The 16,992-nt window shown below is 49.0% G+C and carries 11 protein-coding genes and 1 pseudogene; all 12 read left to right on the top strand.

All coding sequences use genetic code 11. The features are described from left to right. The first annotated feature begins 33 nt into the window (after window positions 1-33). The 12 genes and pseudogenes from earP to W01_RS05855 all read left to right on the top strand — a co-directional run bounded on the left by earP (window position 34) and on the right by W01_RS05855 (window position 16,981). Window positions 34-1,269, top strand: a complete 1,236-nt coding sequence (gene earP, locus W01_RS05910; protein WP_242007056.1) for an elongation factor P maturation arginine rhamnosyltransferase EarP — start codon at window positions 34-36, stop codon at window positions 1,267-1,269. Between the two features lie 6 nt (window positions 1,270-1,275). Further along, a complete protein-coding gene (gene efp, locus W01_RS05905) occupies window positions 1,276-1,836 on the top strand; it encodes an elongation factor P (protein ID WP_173052913.1) in 561 nt (186 codons plus the stop codon). 410 nt (window positions 1,837-2,246) lie between these two features. Next, window positions 2,247-2,651 carry a large-conductance mechanosensitive channel protein MscL gene (gene mscL, locus W01_RS05900; protein WP_206752335.1) on the top strand — a complete coding sequence of 135 codons (405 nt, stop codon included), beginning with the start codon at window positions 2,247-2,249 and terminating at the stop codon, window positions 2,649-2,651. A 282-nt stretch (window positions 2,652-2,933) separates the two neighbouring features. Next, window positions 2,934-3,197: an exodeoxyribonuclease VII small subunit gene (locus W01_RS05895; protein ID WP_242007055.1), complete on the top strand. Its 264-nt coding sequence runs from the start codon at window positions 2,934-2,936 to the stop codon at window positions 3,195-3,197. Continuing rightward, on the top strand, window positions 3,190-4,101 hold the full coding sequence (locus W01_RS05890) for a polyprenyl synthetase family protein (RefSeq protein ID WP_242007054.1): 912 nt from the start codon (window positions 3,190-3,192) through the stop codon (window positions 4,099-4,101). The genes W01_RS05895 and W01_RS05890 overlap by 8 nt, the downstream gene beginning before the upstream one ends. Then, window positions 4,101-5,969, top strand: coding sequence for a 1-deoxy-D-xylulose-5-phosphate synthase (gene dxs / locus W01_RS05885; RefSeq protein ID WP_173052909.1), 1,869 nt, complete (start codon window positions 4,101-4,103; stop codon window positions 5,967-5,969). The genes W01_RS05890 and dxs overlap by 1 nt, the downstream gene beginning before the upstream one ends. Window positions 5,970-6,204: 235 nt before the next feature. Beyond that, window positions 6,205-6,864 (top strand): peroxiredoxin, encoded by a 660-nt coding sequence (locus W01_RS05880; RefSeq protein ID WP_173052907.1) that lies wholly within the window; start codon window positions 6,205-6,207, stop codon window positions 6,862-6,864. Window positions 6,865-7,151: 287 nt separating this feature from the next. Beyond that, window positions 7,152-7,958 (top strand): GTP cyclohydrolase FolE2, encoded by an 807-nt coding sequence (gene folE2 / locus W01_RS05875; protein WP_173052905.1) that lies wholly within the window; start codon window positions 7,152-7,154, stop codon window positions 7,956-7,958. A gap of 38 nt (window positions 7,959-7,996) precedes the next feature. Beyond that, a complete protein-coding gene (locus W01_RS05870) occupies window positions 7,997-9,967 on the top strand; it encodes an ATP-dependent nuclease (RefSeq protein ID WP_173052904.1) in 1,971 nt (656 codons plus the stop codon). A gap of 219 nt (window positions 9,968-10,186) precedes the next feature. Then, window positions 10,187-10,507, top strand: a pseudogene (gene fdxA, locus W01_RS05865) (ferredoxin FdxA); the annotation flags it as partial. A 362-nt stretch (window positions 10,508-10,869) separates the two neighbouring features. Continuing rightward, window positions 10,870-13,668 (top strand): PD-(D/E)XK nuclease family protein, encoded by a 2,799-nt coding sequence (locus tag W01_RS05860; RefSeq protein ID WP_173052900.1) that lies wholly within the window; start codon window positions 10,870-10,872, stop codon window positions 13,666-13,668. 31 nt (window positions 13,669-13,699) lie between these two features. After that, window positions 13,700-16,981, top strand: coding sequence for a UvrD-helicase domain-containing protein (locus tag W01_RS05855; RefSeq protein ID WP_173052898.1), 3,282 nt, complete (start codon window positions 13,700-13,702; stop codon window positions 16,979-16,981). Window positions 16,982-16,992 lie beyond the last annotated feature (11 nt).

Below are 16,992 nucleotides of genomic sequence, written 5' to 3'. Positions count from 1 at the left end.
GCTTTTTTATTTAGAAAATAAAAATGATTTTAAATGCACATTACGAATGGAATGAATAAACCGATTACTTGCGATATCTTTTGCGCCGTGATAGATAATTTCGGTGACATTGGTGTGTGTTGGCGGCTGGCTAAACAACTGGTGCATGAGCATGATATGACAGTGCGATTATGGGTGGACGATTTGTTGAGCTTTCGCAGGTTACACCCGGCAATCTCTCCAGATATGCCAATACAGCATTGTCTTGGCGTGGAAATCTGGCACTGGAGTTCAACTTTTTTGGAGCTTACTTTTTCAAAGGTAGAACCGGCGCAACTGGTAATTGAAGCGTTCGCATGTGTACTACCCGAATGCTACGTAGCAGCGATGGTGGCGCAGGAGTGCAAATCGATTTGGGTTAACTTGGAATACCTCAGCGCGGAAGAATGGGTGGCTGGGTGTCATTGTCTGCCATCACCAAATCCTTCTTTGCCCATCACTAAATATTTCTTTTTCCCGGGATTCACCCTGCAAACGGGTGGTTTGCTGCTGGAGCGAGATCTCATCGCACGACGTGATGCATTTCAGAGTGAGTTGCACACGCAGGCTGCATTTTGGCGAGCACTGGGCGTGCCATTGCCTAAACCTGATGAAGTGCGTGTGTCGTTATTCTGTTATGAAAACATCGCGCTGTCAGAATTATTCTCTACTTGGGCGAAGGCCAATATTCCAATACTGTGTTTAGTGCCGGAAGATTGTGTGTTGCCGCAGGTAGCAGCCTTTTTTGGGACGGAACATGTTGTAGCGGGTGATATATTGCAGTACGGTAATTTGGAAATCCGCGTATTGCCATTTATCGCACAAGAGCGTTACGACGAACTGTTGTGGGCCTGTGATATTAACTTTGTGCGAGGGGAAGATTCCTGCGTACGCGCGCAATGGGCAGGCAAGCCATTTGTTTGGCACATCTATCCTCAACAGGATAAGGTACATTTAAAAAAATTGAGCGCTTTTATGGAGTTGTATTGTTCTGGACTGCAACTAGACGCAACACGAGCATTGTATAGCTTGTGGCAAAGATGGAACATCGGACAAAGTGAAGGCCAAGTGGCCTCGACAAGCTTAAAGCCCGCGTGGAACGAATACTGGAAGCACATAGCGCTATTGCAGAGGCACGCGCGCGAATGGTCGCAACATTTATCCGGCAATAGCCTTGTTTTGAATTTGCTGAATTTTGTTCAAAAAATTGATAGAATGCGCAGCTTAGAATGTAAATCAGATTTAAGGTAAGCAGACATGAAAATAGCACAAGAACTGCGCGCAGGTAACGTCGTCATGATCGGTAGCGACCCCATGGTGGTGTTAAAGGCGGAATATACCCGCTCTGGCCGTAATGGTTCGGTAGTTAAAATGAAATTCAAAAATTTGTTAACAGACTCGCCGAGTGAGGCAATCTACAGGGCAGACGACAAATTTGAAATAGTTTTACTTGATCGAAAGGATGCTACTTATTCCTACTTTGCTGACCCTATGTATGTGTTTATGGATGCTGATTACAATCAGTATGAAGTGGAAAAAGAAAATTTGGGTGAATCGCTTAACTATCTTGAAGATGGTATGGCCTGCGAGATGGTTTTTTACAACGATAAAGCCATTTCGGTTGATCTGCCCAATACTGTCGTACGCGAAATTATCTACACCGAACCGGCAGCGCGTGGCGATACCTCTGGCAAAGTGATGAAACCTGCCAAAATTGGTTCTGGTATTGAGTTACAGGTGGCTGCATTTTGTGAAATTGGTGATCAAATTGAAATTGATACACGTACTGGCGAATTTAAGCGCCGTGTTAATGCTTGATGACCTTAAGAAAAAGTTATGTTCATACTCAATACTGACTAAACGTACGTTGAACTAAATTGCTTTCGCGGTGGTATTCCAACTCCACCGCTTCATTTTCTTCACATCCCCATGTTATATAGTTGCAGTTCTGACTCGGCAGTCGCGCGACAAAGCCGTGTAGTATCCGTTACGTCTACGTTTAATTACTACGGCTTAGGAACTGGTTTTCCCTCCCCTCTCGTTGTGCCCAATTGTTTTCGTTGGATGTTAAACTTAAACCGTGGACCCATTAGCCAGATGAGTTTGGAGGCTTGTTTAAGGGCAGCTAGATCCAAGAAACGGAGGTATCCATGGTAATGCTGATGGGAATTGAGCTTTAAGTCACAATGGTAATATATTCAATCACCTTAATATGAAGGAGAAATATCATGGGCATGATGAAAGAATTCAAGGAGTTTGCTGTCAAGGGTAATGTTATTGATATGGCCGTAGGTATTATTATTGGAGCTGCATTTGGTAAAATTGTCTCGTCTTTTGTTGGCGATATAATTATGCCTCCAATTGGAGTTCTCTTAGGCGGAGTTGATTTTTCCAGTTTGGCCTTCACCGTACAGGAGGCCAGAGGGGGAGCACCAGCTGTTGTGATCAGCTACGGGAAGTTCATCCAGTCAATGATTGATTTTGCGATTATTGCTTTTGCAATATTTGTGGCAATAAAAGGTATAAATTCATTAAAGAGGGAATCGGAAGAGAAACCGGCAGAGCTGCCAAAAATTTCAAATGAAGAGGTGCTCCTTACGGAAATTCGTGACTTACTTAAAGAACGAAAATAAGCTGAGCATTGAACTGGATCTTTAAGAGCAGTGAACTTGACACTTGCAGCAGTCGTAATTATGGCGCGTGGTGATGGCATACAAGATCAGCAGGCTTACTAGATGAGCCTGCTGAGTTTTGTGGTTAATCAGGAATGGATATGACTCGAGAGAATGAACAGGTTTAATATGACAATATTGAAAAAATATTGGCCGCTGACTCAAAGCATTTCGCGACGGAAGACCATAAGATTCAGGTTAAGGTAAAATACGCCGCAACTTTAGCAAATGGAATGTATATACATGGCAGTAAAATCCCAAAAAACCCCCAGCTTTGAGGTAGCACTGGCCGAACTGGAACAGGTAGTCGCTGACATGGAGGTAGGCAAGCTGTCGTTGGAAGACTCGCTGTCAGCTTATCGGCGCGGTGCTGAGCTGTTACAGATTTGCCGAGGCCGTTTGGAGGATGCGCAGCAGCAGGTGCGTATTCTGGAAGAAGGCACGCTACAAAATTTTTCTACCAATCCTGCTAGTGCGAGTGATTTTGCCAAGCGAGAAGATGAATAGACCTAAGATGCTTGGCATTGATTTTCAAATTTGGGCGAGTTCCCATCAGAGTCGTTTCGAGGATCAGTTACAACAGTTGTTGCCACAATCGGATATTGCTCCGCAGCGTCTTCACGCAGCCATGCGCTATAGTGTATTGGATGGGGGTAAGCGTGTGCGCCCGCTGTTGGCTTTTGCTGCGGGTGATTTGGTCGGGGCGGACAGCATGCGTGTCAGCATAGTCGCTGCTGCTGTCGAACTGATTCACGCTTATTCATTAGTACACGACGACATGCCATGCATGGATAACGATGTGCTTCGACGAGGTAAACCCACCTGTCATGTTGAGTATGATGATGCCACTGCGCTGCTGGTCGGTGACAGTTTACAAAGTTTGGCGTTTCAGTTGCTGACCGAGCATCAACTCAGTAGTGATGCCGTGCAACAATTGGCTATGATCAAGCTATTGGCTACAGCATCCGGGTCGCGTGGCATGGCGGGCGGACAAGCGATTGATTTAGCGAGTGTGGGCAACCAACTGAGTGTGCCGGAACTTGAATTTATGCATATTCATAAAACGGGTGCGTTGATTCGTGCTGCTGTTTTACTCGGTGCACAGTGTGGGTCTGCGCTAGGGGAGGGGGAACTGGCTAGACTTGATCGCTACGGCAAATGCGTCGGATTGGCTTTTCAGGTGGTGGACGATGTACTCGATAGTGAGGCGGACACTGTCACTTTAGGCAAAACCGCAGGTAAGGATGCCAAACAAGACAAGCCTACTTATGTCACGCTGCTTGGCGTACAGGCAGCTAAACAGATGGCGGCGGAATTGCATAGCGAAGCGTTGGAAGCTCTGGCGGAGTTCGGCGAGCCAGCACGTCGCTTACGTGAGATGGCTAATTTTATTTTATTAAGAAAGTTTTGATGGTTTCGCTGCTCAATACCATCAATACCCCGGAAGTTTTGCGTCAGTTGGATCGCAAGCAATTGCCACAACTGGCGGACGAATTGCGCCAGTTCTTGGTGGAATCTGTGAGTAAGACGGGTGGTCACCTATCTTCCAATCTCGGTACGATAGAGTTAACCATTGCATTGCACTACGTTTTTAATACACCGTATGACAGGCTGGTGTGGGATGTGGGTCACCAAACCTACGCACACAAGATACTTACGGAACGCCGCGAAGCAATGAAAACCCTGCGCATGGCAGGTGGTATTTCAGGTTTCCCTAATCGCGCTGAAAGTGTCTACGATGCCTTCGGTACCGCTCATTCCAGCACATCGATCAGCGCAGCTCTAGGAATGTCGGTGGCGGCGAAAATTGATGGAAGCGATCGCTGTGCGGTGGCTATCATTGGTGATGGCGCGATGAGCGGTGGCATGGCATTTGAGGCACTTAACAATGCCGGTGCGATGAATACTAACCTGTTGGTGATCCTCAATGACAATGACATGTCCATCTCGAGGCCAGTAGGTGCGCTTAATAATTATTTTGCCAAGTTGATGTCAGGACGTTTTTATTCTGCCATGCGACGTGGTAGTGAAAAAATGCTGAAAGGTATGCCGCCAGTACTTGAATTTGCTAAGCGTGCTGAAGAGCATGTCAAGGGCATGGTTACACCGGGTACGTTGTTTGAAGAATTTGGTTTCAATTACATCGGTCCTATTGATGGGCACGATCTCGATACCTTAGTCACAACTCTTGGAAACATACGTCAGCTCAACGGGCCGCAATTCCTGCATGTTGTTACGCAAAAAGGCAAAGGCTACACTCACGCAGAGGAAGATTGCCTGCTCTATCATGGCGTGGGCAAGTTTGATCCAGAGCAAGGCATCGTTACCAAATCTGCCCAGAGAAATATTGAAGGGCAAGCCAGCAAGCCTACCTACACCCAGGTCTTTGGCGAATGGTTGTGCGATATGGCAGAGCAGGATAAGCGTTTAGTAGGTATTACCCCTGCCATGTGCGAGGGTTCCGGCCTGGTTGAATTTTCAAAAAAATTTCCACAACGTTATTTTGACGTAGGTATTGCCGAGCAGCATGCCCTGACCTTCGCCGCCGGGCTTGCATGTGAAGGTTATAAGCCGGTCGTGGCGATTTATTCTACTTTTTTGCAACGTGCTTACGACCAACTGATACACGATATCGCGATTCAAAATCTGCCGGTGCTGCTGGCGATAGATCGTGCCGGGCTGGTCGGTGCTGATGGCGCTACGCATGCGGGTAGTTTTGATCTGAGTTTTTTGCGCTGCATTCCCAACATGACAGTAATGGTTCCTTCTGACGAGAACGAGTGCCGTCAGCTATTATACACTGCGTTTCAGCTGGATAGTCCGACGGCTGTGCGTTATCCGCGGGGCTATGGACCGGGTATTGCATTACGTAAGGAAATGCAAGCGCTGCCTTTAGGTAAGGGTGAAGTGCGTCGTAAGGGTTCAGGTGTAGCAATTTTGTCTTTTGGTTCTATGCTGGTCCCAGCTCTTGACGCTGCGAACTCACTCAATGCTACGGTTGCCAACATGCGCTTTGTGAAGCCTCTGGATACAGAGTTGGTGCTGCATTTGGGACGTGAGCATGCTTTGCTTGTCACTATAGAAGAGAACACTATCCAAGGCGGAGCGGGTAGCGCGGTGGCGGAGTGTTTGCAACAACACGGTATGACCAATGCGCTGCTCCAACTTGGATTGCCAGATAGTTTTTTGGAGCAAGGAGAGACAGGAAAAATGTTGGCTACATGCGGCTTGGACGCAGCAGGTATTGTTGCCTCAATTCGTCAAAAAATGTCTTTATAAATTAACGTGTTGTATTGCTAATGAATTTATGGTTGATAAAGCTATTCTTAAGTTAGCTTATGGTCTCGACAAATATATAAATCAGATCAACGAATTATTAAATTTACTTTTGAAGTATACTTTTGAAAAGTAAACAGTCATAAAAATATATTTGATTGCAAAAAATAACAGTGTAATCAATATGTAGTAGTAAAAGGTGTTAAGACATAATTTCAATATAAACGGAGGATAGACCATGTCACTACGGATTAATGATGAAGCACCAAATTTTACTGCCCCTACAACTCAAGGTACCATTAATTTTCATGAGTGGATTGGCAACGGCTGGGCAATATTATTTTCTCATCCAAAAGATTTTACGCCAGTATGTACAACTGAATTAGGGTACATGGCAAAATTGGAGCCGGAATTTAAAAAACGAAACTGCAAAATAATTGGATTAAGCGTCGATCCAGTAGATAACCATGCAAAATGGGCAAAAGATATTCAAGAAACACAAGGTTATGCTGTTAATTACCCTATGATCGGAGATGAAGACTTAGCTGTAGCGAAGCTTTATAACATGTTACCAGCTTCAGAAACGGGTACATCCGAGGGTCGTACTGCTGCTACGAATGCAACTGTTCGCTCAGTTTTTATTATTGGTCCAGACAAAAAGATTAAATTGACACTTACCTACCCGATGTCCACAGGTCGAAATTTTGATGAGATCCTACGTGTTCTGGATTCCATGCAGTTAACCGCCAGATCTAAAGTCGCGACTCCTGTCAATTGGAAAAATGGCGATGACGTAATTATCGTACCGTCGGTATCTGATGATGATGCAAAGACAATGTTCCCAGACGGTTGGAAAACAGTTAAACCTTACTTACGTGTAGTGAAGCAACCGAGTTAAAAGGTGATTTTATGAGGAAATCCCCTGGGCTTCCGGGGGAATCCGCAAGGTTAGACCGTTATGTCCGTCATATTGAATTTTTGTCCATTATCTTAATGTTTTGACTTATGTGCGTTTAGCTTAATGCGGTTAAACGACTTTCCGTCTGCATCCAAGCTGAGTTAACCTACCTATTTTGGTAGCGAGTAACCTCGTTAGTAAGGTAGTCTGATAACGCTACAGACTATATTAATGTAATTAAATTTATCCGAATTCTTGTATCTCTCTAGCTATTACACTGCGCAAATATGAACTCTCCCCAGGCTATCCTTATTCCTGATGTACAAAATATGGCCGATACGCGCCACTTGGCGATTAACAAAGTCGGCATCAAGAGTATTCGTCATCCAGTGCAAGTTAAAGATAAAAACGCGGGGGTGCAGCATACCGTTGCCACTTTTAATATGTATGTGCACTTGCCGCATAACTTCAAAGGCACGCACATGTCGCGTTTTGTTGAGATACTCAACCATCATGGGCGGGAGATTTCCGTAGAGTCCTTTGAAAGTATTCTACGTGAGATGGTTGAGAAATTAGAGGCTCAGTCTGGCTACATTGAAATGAGCTTCCCTTATTTTATCAATAAGACTGCCCCGATCTCTGGCGTGCAGAGCTTGTTGGACTACGACGTTACCTTTATGGGCGAAATTAATAATGGGCAATACCGCTTTACCATGAAGGTAGTAGTGCCGGTAACCAGCCTGTGTCCGTGCTCGAAAAAAATATCTGAGCGAGGCGCGCACAATCAACGTTCACACGTGACTATTACGGTAAGTACCAGCCGTTCCGTATGGATAGAGGAGGTGGTGCGTTATGCCGAGGAGCAGGCGTCTTGCGAGCTGTATGGCTTACTTAAGCGTCCAGATGAGAAATTTGTCACTGAACGAGCTTACGATAATCCCAAATTCGTTGAAGATATGGTGCGCGATGTCGCAGCAACGCTTAATCGTGACGAGCGTATTGAGGCCTATGTGGTTGAGTCGGAGAATTTTGAATCAATACATAATCATTCGGCTTATGCTTTGATAGAGTGCGATAAAAGTAAAAAAGATTAAATCGACCCAATTTCTTCAACACGGGAGATAGATAAATCATGAGGCTAATCAAAGTTCGCGTTCAAAACTACCGGTCCGTGGAGGACAGCGGGGAATTTGAGATCGGTGAGCTCACATGCCTTGTCGGCAAGAACGAGGCGGGCAAGACCGCTTTGCTGAGCGCTATGCGCGGACTCAAGCCTTCGCAACCGTTCGAGTTCGACGAAGTCATCGACTACCCGCGACGGTTTTCGACCCGGTTCGACGAGCGGCATCCTGATGGCACGGCCGAAGTGATTCGGACATGGTGGCGGCTCGAAGAGGAGGACAAGGCTGCAGTCGAGAAGCGCTTCGGAGCAGGGGTGTTGAATGGCGACGTGTTCCAGTCCGAATTCGGGTTCCGGTATGACGACGATGTGTGCCTTTGGACTATCGAAATCGATCAAGCCAAAGCACTGGGAAATTTTGTCAGCAGACATGCTCTCGACGCGACGGAGCGCAACGTCTTGCATGGGGTTCATGACGGACCATCGGCAGACAAGGCGCTGACGGGGCTTGCCGAACGCTCAGCAAAGCAAGAGGCTCTCTTGCAGGACATCAAGAAGAGCAAGGGGTCGAGTTTCACCAAGGGCGTTATCGCCGTACTTGCCGCGCGCCAACCGAAGTTTTTCTTCACGTCTCACTTCGAGCGTATGTCCGGGATGGTCTCGATTGAAAAGCTCCAACTGGACAAGCAGAACGACAGGGTCTCAGTCGGCGACAAAATCTTTCTCGATTTCCTCGAATACGCGGGCACCACTCTGGAGGACTTGAAGAATGTGGATCGCCGCGAGGAGTTGAAGGCCAAGTGCGAGGCTGCAAGCAACGAGATCACAGAGGAAATCTTCCAGTTCTGGAGCCAGAACAATGCATTGGAAGTGGTCATCGAGATCGATAATGCCAAGCCCAAAGACCCGGCCCCGTTCGACACCGGCATGGTGGCCGATATCCGAATCAAAAACACCAACCACAAGGCGACGCTGCCCTTGTCCGAACGCAGCGCAGGCTTTGTTTGGTTCTTCTCGTTTCTGGCTCAGTTCAAGCAGCTCAAGAAGACGCCGGGCAATGGCAATGCGGTCATCTTGTTGGACGAGCCCGGCTTGACCCTGCATGGTAAGGCCCAAGGCGACTTGCTGCGCTACATCGTCGAGCGGCTGCTGCCGGATCATCAGGTCATCTTCACCACGCATTCGCCCTTCATGGTTCCGATGGATCGCCTTGCCGATGTCCGCATCGTGGAGGACGTGGTCATCGAGAAGCCGGGCAAGCGTTCCGATGTCAGGGGGACGAAGGTTCGATCCGACGTGCTTGAAGTCAACGACGACACGCTCTTCCCACTCCAAGGCGCGTTGGGCTACGAAGTGACCCAGTCGCTATTCATCGGCGCCAACACTTGGCTGGTTGAAGGCCCCTCGGACATCCTCTATCTGAGTGTTCTGTCGCAGGCGTTGACCAAGCGCCGACGCGTTGGGTTTGATCCGAAGTGGACGCTGTGTCCATCGGGCGGCATCGACAAGATCGCCCCATTCGTGAGGCTCTTCGGCGGCAACCGAATCAATGTGGCTGTGCTCTCCGATATTGCCAATGGCGATAAGACCAAGATCGAGAATTTGAAGAAGGCCGACATTCTGAAGGCCGGGCATTTCTATACCTGTGCGGACTTCACGAACCAAGCCGAGTCTGATGTCGAGGACTTGTTCGACGCCGACCTGTTCGTCGAGATGCTCAATGGGGCCTACAAGCCGCCAGCAGCCAATGCGGTGACGAAGGAAACTTTGATGGCGGCGGCGACAACCCCGCGCATCGTCAAGAAGGCGGAGGCCCTATTCAAGCTGATGCCGGCATCAGTGGCCGATTTCGATCACTTCGGAGCGTCGCGCTGGCTCTTGGAAAACCCGACCGTCCTGGATACAGATACAGCAGCGGTCAATGCAACCCTCGACCGTTTCGAGATGGTGTTCAAGACTTTCAATGCACTTGTGGGCAAGTAAGAAAGAAATTGGGGTCGAAAGAAATTGTGAAAGAAATTGTGGTCAAATAAATTGGTAAATTGGGGTCACAATGTCTCTGTCGGGGGCAGGTCTAAACGTGAGATGGCTGATTCAATCGAGTCTGACTCCAATCTACTCTGAATAATTAGGTCGCTATAGCTGACACTAATCTGTATTTTGTTTAAAATAGCAAACATATTTCAATAGGAGTTTGAATTCATGACTTACGTAGTTACCGAAGCTTGTATCAAATGTAAATATACTGACTGTGTTGAAGTTTGCCCTGTGGATTGTTTTTACGAAGGACCGAACAGCTTGGTGATTGACCCAGATGAATGCATAGACTGCACCCTGTGCGTTGCCGAATGCCCAGTCAATGCAATTTATGCCGAGGATGATTTGCCAGAAGATCAGCGGCAATTTAGCGCGCTGAATGCAGAGTTATGTAAGGTGTGGAAGTGTATTGTCGAGAAAAAAGATCCACCGGCCGATGCAGATGAGTGGAAAGAAGTGAAGAACAAGCTGCATCTGTTGGAGAAGGAATATGCTCCTGGTGAGGAAGAGCGAAACTATCCTGGTGGGTCAAAGGACGGGAAGGATGAGGATGGCTTGACAGGAATGGATAAGTTGCTGATGCGCTGAAATGCTTCTTCTTGCATTGCGTGAATATGTTTTTAAGTGTCCTATCTGTTGATAGAGACGCTGAAATTGTTAGTGCGTCTCCTCGTTATTTATTGCTCCAATGGTATTGCTAAAGGCTTATAGTTCTTCATTCCTGCGCAAGCAGTAGTGAAGAACGTGGGTATGCACCGTACATCACTGGGTACGTAATTATGTATCTTTCAATCGATAAGTATTGATGACGCTCGTCTGCGCGAAAATGGCGATAGAGGTAATAAGCGTTGAACCCGATACCGCAAAGTAATACATCAACCCCTGCTATTTTTTTTGATTCTGTTGCACGCGTCATTCTGACGCAGCACTCTCACGAAATACCTGATCTGCGCCGTGCCAGGGTATTGTTGCCCAATTACCATGTGTCACAACCATTGGCGCAAAGTTTGGCATGTGTAGCCAACCTGCCTGTGATTTTATTGCCGCAGATGGTCACGCTCAATGATTGGGTTCAGTCCGTTCCCCTCGCACTACCTGTTATTCCTGACACTTGTCGTATCACCACTTTGTATCAGGCACTGCGCGCGCGGCGCTGGTTTGCCGATGCTGATCTATGGAGCATCGCGCGCGAACTGTTGATTTTGCTGGATGAACTGACACAAAATCATGTCACGCTGCCACGAAATGCTGAAGATTTTCTATCGCAATTAGAACAAGCCTATCAGTCCAAGCGTGGCATCGCCATGCAGTTCGAGGCACGCGTAGTGTATGAGCTATGGTATGCGATGAACAATAGTGACGAATTTGATACCGCACGCGCTTATCAGCAAAGTTTGGCACAACTCGCGCAGCAAGCTGAGCTACCGCTGTATGTGTTATTGACTTCCGCACTTGCGGCGACAGAAGCCCGCTTTCTGGAGGCATATCATAAACGCGCGCCTGTGATGATTATTGATTTGCGCGAGTTGGTATCACGACAGCCAGAATGTGCAGTGATGCGCATCATCGTATCCAGCCGACCTCACTTTACTGACCATATTCCAACGGAAAATAAGAGAAGTGTGCACGATAACTTGCGCACGCAGGAGAGGGTGGAGGAGATGGATGCCCTGTCATTGCGCGAGCAAGCTTATCACCTGAAAAAACATTTCCCTCACGCTGCATTGGGACACCGCCTGCGCTTTTTTGGCGCTCATGGTTTGGAACAGGAAGCACGTGCCGCCGAGGTACAGATACGGCGCTGGTTGCTGGCAGGCAAGAAAAACATAGCCATCGTTGCACAAGATCGCATAGTAGCAAGGCGTATGCGTGCTTTGCTGGAGCGCGCTGGGGTACTGGTATGCGACGAAACAGGCTGGAAGTTATCTACGTTATCCGTGAGCACGGTGTTAATGCGCTGGCTGGATGCGCTGCAAAGTGATTTCTATTATCAGGATTTACTCGATCTGCTCAAATCGCCATTCATCTTTGCCGATCAAGCCGTGTGCGAGCGTAAGCAGACGGTCTATCAGCTTGAACAACTGGTGCGCAAGCATGGTGTGGTGGCGCATCTTGATACAGTTCTCAATTTGACGCAGGGTAATGTCGAGATACGGATGGCATTGATACGGTTGCGTCAGGCGGCAGAAGTTTTGCATAAAAAAAATGATACGCTGTCCGGCTGGCTATGCGCGCTTTACTCCAGTCTGGAGATTCTCGGCATAGTGCAGGGACTGAAGATGGATGATGCCGGTATACAGTTGCTGCAGGCGCTGCAAAACTGGCAGCGCGAATTGCATGTCGATACCACGCGCGTCAGCCTGACCGAGTGGCGGCATTGGCTGGCGCAACAGCTCGATGAGCATACCTTCCGTGATTTATCTATCGACAGCCCGGTTTTACTCACCCATCTTGCCGCAACGCGCTGGCGCAGCTTCGATGCAGTGCTGATGCTTGGTTGTGATGCCGCACATCTGCCGGGCACTGGCGACAGTGGACGGTGGTTCAATGATGCGGTGCGCACCACGTTCGGCTTGCCGACGCGCGAAGTGTATTTGGCACAGCAGCGCGATGATTTACTGACATTGCTCGCCATGAATGACACCATGTTGGTTACTTGGCAAACCAGCAAAAGCGGCGAAGCAAACCTGTTAAGCCCCTGTTTCGAAATGCTGCGTGCCCTGCACGAATTGGCTTATGGCGACGATCTAACGATAAAGCAGGGGGAATGGGATAAGTTGCTTGAAAGTACGCAAGTGCGCAGTGCAGAGTTTTCACTGCCACCGGCGGCTGCAATGCCTGCGCCAGTCGCGCTGCAAGGCCTTATTCCGAAACGTATTTCAGCCAGTGGCTATAACAGTCTGGTGGCGTGTCCCTATCAATTTTATGCCCGCCATATTTTGCACCTCAATGAAATGGATGAGGTGCGTGAAGACGTGGAGAAACGCGATTATGGTGAATGGGTACATGACATTCTGCGGCGCTTTCATGAGCAGTATCAGGTGTTGGGCAATCATCTGCGCACCGATCTGGATGCGGCCCTGCTGCGCATCAGTATCGAGATTTTTGCGCCTGCCGTGCAACGTGATTATTTAGCGCGTGCCTGGTTGTTGCGTTGGCAGCAAGCAATCCCCGAATATCTGGAGACACAGTTAAAAAATGAAGCGGAAGGTTGGCGATATCAACGTGGAGAAGTGCCGTTTGAATTGCCGTTGACTGCTGATTTGCTTATGCATGGACGGTTAGACCGTGTAGATGTGCAGGCCAAGGGAGGTAGCGCAGTGCGCGTGCTGGATTACAAGATGATGGATGCGGCCAGGCTACGCAATAAACTCAAAGAAGCAGGCGAGGACGTTCAACTGGCTTGCTATGCCTACGTGTATGAGGCTGAAGAAGCCGCATTTATCAGTATCGAAAAAGACAAGGTGATTGCAGTTGCGCCACCACAGGACGTGGCTGAACTGGCGCAGGCAAATATCGCACGTCTGTTGGAAGTGTTCGCGCAGATGCGCAGTGGTGCAGCATTGCCCGCCCATGGGGCGGACGAGGCGTGCCAGTATTGCGAGATGCGCGGGCTATGCCGGAAATCGGAATGGAATGAGCGCTAATGGAAGAGATGTAAGGAATGTGGAGCATGCAATGAACAATTTCATTGCTCTCAACCCTCAGCACAGCGTTGTCGTGGAAGCCTGCGCGGGCAGCGGCAAAACTTGGCTACTGGTGTCACGAATTCTACGCTTGCTGTTGGCCGGTGTTAAGCCTGGAGAAATTTTAGCCATCACCTTCACTCGAAAAGCTGCGCAGGAAATGCAGGCGCGCTTGCACGAATGGTTACATTTTCTTGCCACGCAAAATGACACTGCCGTACGTGCTTTTCTGATGGAACGCGAACTGCACGATGTAGACGGCAACCTGCTGGCGCGCGCGCGTAGTCTGTATCGCGACTGTTTAATGGCGCAACCTGCTATTACCATCAATACTTTTCACGGCTGGTTTATGCAGATCATTCAGCGCGCCCCTTTGAATTCTGGTCTGCTTATAGGGATGCAATTGCTGGAGCGTACTTCGGTGCTGCATGAGGAAGCATGGCAAATGTTTGCCGATAGCCTGCGTGCCGCGCCCGACGATGAAACTGCGCAAGAGATGCAATGGTTGTTTACGGAATATGGTTTGCACAATACGCGCACGCTGTTGAAGAATTTTGTACAGAAGCGAGCCGAATGGTGGGCTTACACCAGCGGCCAGGAAGACGCAGTTGGCTATGCGATGGAGCAACTCCGTATCAAACTTGATGTTGATCCCGAGGACACACCGTTTGCGGCGCTGCTGGATAAAAATTTTGAATCCAATGTACAGGCATTTGCAAGCTTGTTGCAAAGCGGCTCGGCAGCGCAACAGAGCGATGCGAGTAAGCTGATGGATGCCTTAAGTCTACAAGATTTAGCTGCACGTTTTGAAGCACTCAGCGCCAGGTTTTACACCAAACAGGGTGAGCCGCGCAAACTCAAAGCGAATAAAGGACAGGACGAAGCGCGCTATAACAGCCTGTGTTGTGCCTTATTTGAATCCCTGCAGTCCGTGCGTGACGCGTTGACAGAGCGCGAAGCACTGCATATGAACCAGGCCGCGTTACATTGCGGGGTAGCATTGCTGCAACATTATCAGGATTTGAAGCTGCGTCAGCAGTTAATGGATTTTACTGATGTGGAATGGCAGGTGTGCCGCCTGCTCAGTCAGAGCGATTGTGCCGAGTATATGCAGTACAAATTGGATAGCCGCTACAAACACGTATTGCTGGACGAATTTCAGGATACCAACCCGGTGCAATGGCAGATTCTGCAAGCCTGGTTTGCTGCATCTGCTGCAGTGGAATCGCGCCCAACCGTTTTTGTGGTAGGCGATCCAAAGCAATCCATTTACCGCTTTCGTCGTGCCGATGCGCGCCTGTTCGGAGAAGTGAGTGTATGGCTGCAACAAGAATTTGGCGCGTATCCCCTTAGCCAGAATGTCACTCGGCGCAATGCCCCGGCAGTGCTGCAAGCGGTAAATAGTGTGTTTGATTCGCAGCCGGATGGCTTCGTGGATTTTGAAACCCACACCGCGCATCACACGAATTTACCTGGTTTCGTCACTGCCTTGCCGCTAACGATAATTGAAAATTCGGCTGAGATTGGCGCGCCGGGTAGGCCGGGTTGGTTGCGTAACCCTTTGCAGGAAGCACGTATCGAACAAGAAACCGGCGAGCGTGAAGCTGAGGCGCAGCAGTTTGCCGCTGGCATCGCCGACATCATGGCGCGCTGGAGTGTGCACGATGCAGACGGCATAGCGCGGCGCGCAAAATACTCTGACATTATGGTATTGGTACGCAAGCGCACCCATTTACGAGTGTATGAGAGCGCCTTGCGTACGCACCGCATTCCGTTTTTAACTTCGCGACGCGGCGGGCTGCTGGACACGTTGGAAGCGGAAGACATACAGGCTTTACTGACCTTTTTGATCACCCCGTTCGCCAATTTGGAATTAGCGCAAGTTCTGCGTTCTCCCTTTTTCGCCTGCTCCGATGGCGATTTAATGCAATTGGCTCAAGATGAAATTGGTGGTAGCTGGTGGTCACGGCTACAACGCTGTGTACAGAGCGGCGCAGCATCTGCCGAATTATTGCGAGCGCATCGCCTATTGAATAACTGGTTGGATCGCGCCGACAAATTGCCAGTTCATGATCTGCTTGATCGCATCTATTTCGAAGGTGATTTGTTGCATCGGTATGAAGCCGCGCTGCCTGCCGAAATGTATGAAACGATACGCGCCAATCTGCAAGCCTTCATGGAGATTGCGCTGAATGTGGATGCCGGACGCTATCCTAGTTTGCCACGCTTTCTTGCTGAGTTGAGAGAACTTCGCACAGCTGACAACAATGAATCACCGGACGAGGGCAAGGTAGGTGCGGTCGGTAATGCCGTGCGTATCTATACCGTGCATGAGGCCAAGGGGCTGGAAGCACCCATCGTGTGGCTGCTTGATGCCAACGATACGCAACGTAAACCAGATAACTATGGTGTGCTGCTCGATTGGCCACCCAACGCACCGCAACCAACGCATTTCTCGCTTTTTACGGATAAGCGTGGGCGCGGAGCCAAACGAGCGGCTTATTTTGATGCCGAGGAAGATTATGTTCGGCGTGAAGAAATGAATTTGCTGTATGTCGCCATGACGCGTGCGAAACAAGCGCTGCTCGTGAGCGGGAATGGTGAATTGAAAGAAACTTCTTGGTACGGCCGCATTGCGGGGGCGGTGGAGGAGGGTGACAATCCCTTACTGATTGCGGCCGATAATCTTGCTTCTGTTTTACCTGCAGTCACCACTGAAGTCGATGCGGCATTATTGCGTCCATTACCCACTGGTCAGCGCGCAATGCGCTCCACCGCTGCGCAGCGGCAAGGTATTGGGTTGCACACGTTGCTGCAACATTTAAGCGCATCTTCGTCAGGCACTTCCGTCCTGTTTACAGCAGAAGGAATTAAGAAGAGAGAGATGGCTGATATGGCGGCGTTGCAACTGCAGTTCGACATCTCGTCCAGCGACATGGAATCACTCTGGCAACAGGCACAATACTTATTGGCATTACCGACATTGCAACGTTTCTTCGATCCGCAGCAATACCGTGGGGCTTGCAATGAGATGTCTTATGTCAATGCGCGTGGCGAACTGCGCCGTATCGACCGACTGGTGGAATTTGACGACGAAGTATGGGTGCTCGATTACAAGAGCGGCGCACCGTCAGATTCTGTATCTCATAGTGTGCAGATGCAGGAGTATCGTGTCGCGATGCAGGCTGTATATGCTGGAAAAATAGTTCGCTGCGCGTTGCTGTATGCGGATGGGACGTTATGCGAGGTCAGTGCCTCAACGACAAAATCGTAATTTATTTGATC

Source organism: Candidatus Nitrotoga sp. AM1P (genome assembly GCF_013168275.1).
Taxonomy (GTDB): domain Bacteria; phylum Pseudomonadota; class Gammaproteobacteria; order Burkholderiales; family Gallionellaceae; genus Nitrotoga.
The sequence above is the reverse complement of the archived record's forward strand: the minus strand, read 5'-3'. Positions and strand labels throughout refer to the sequence as shown.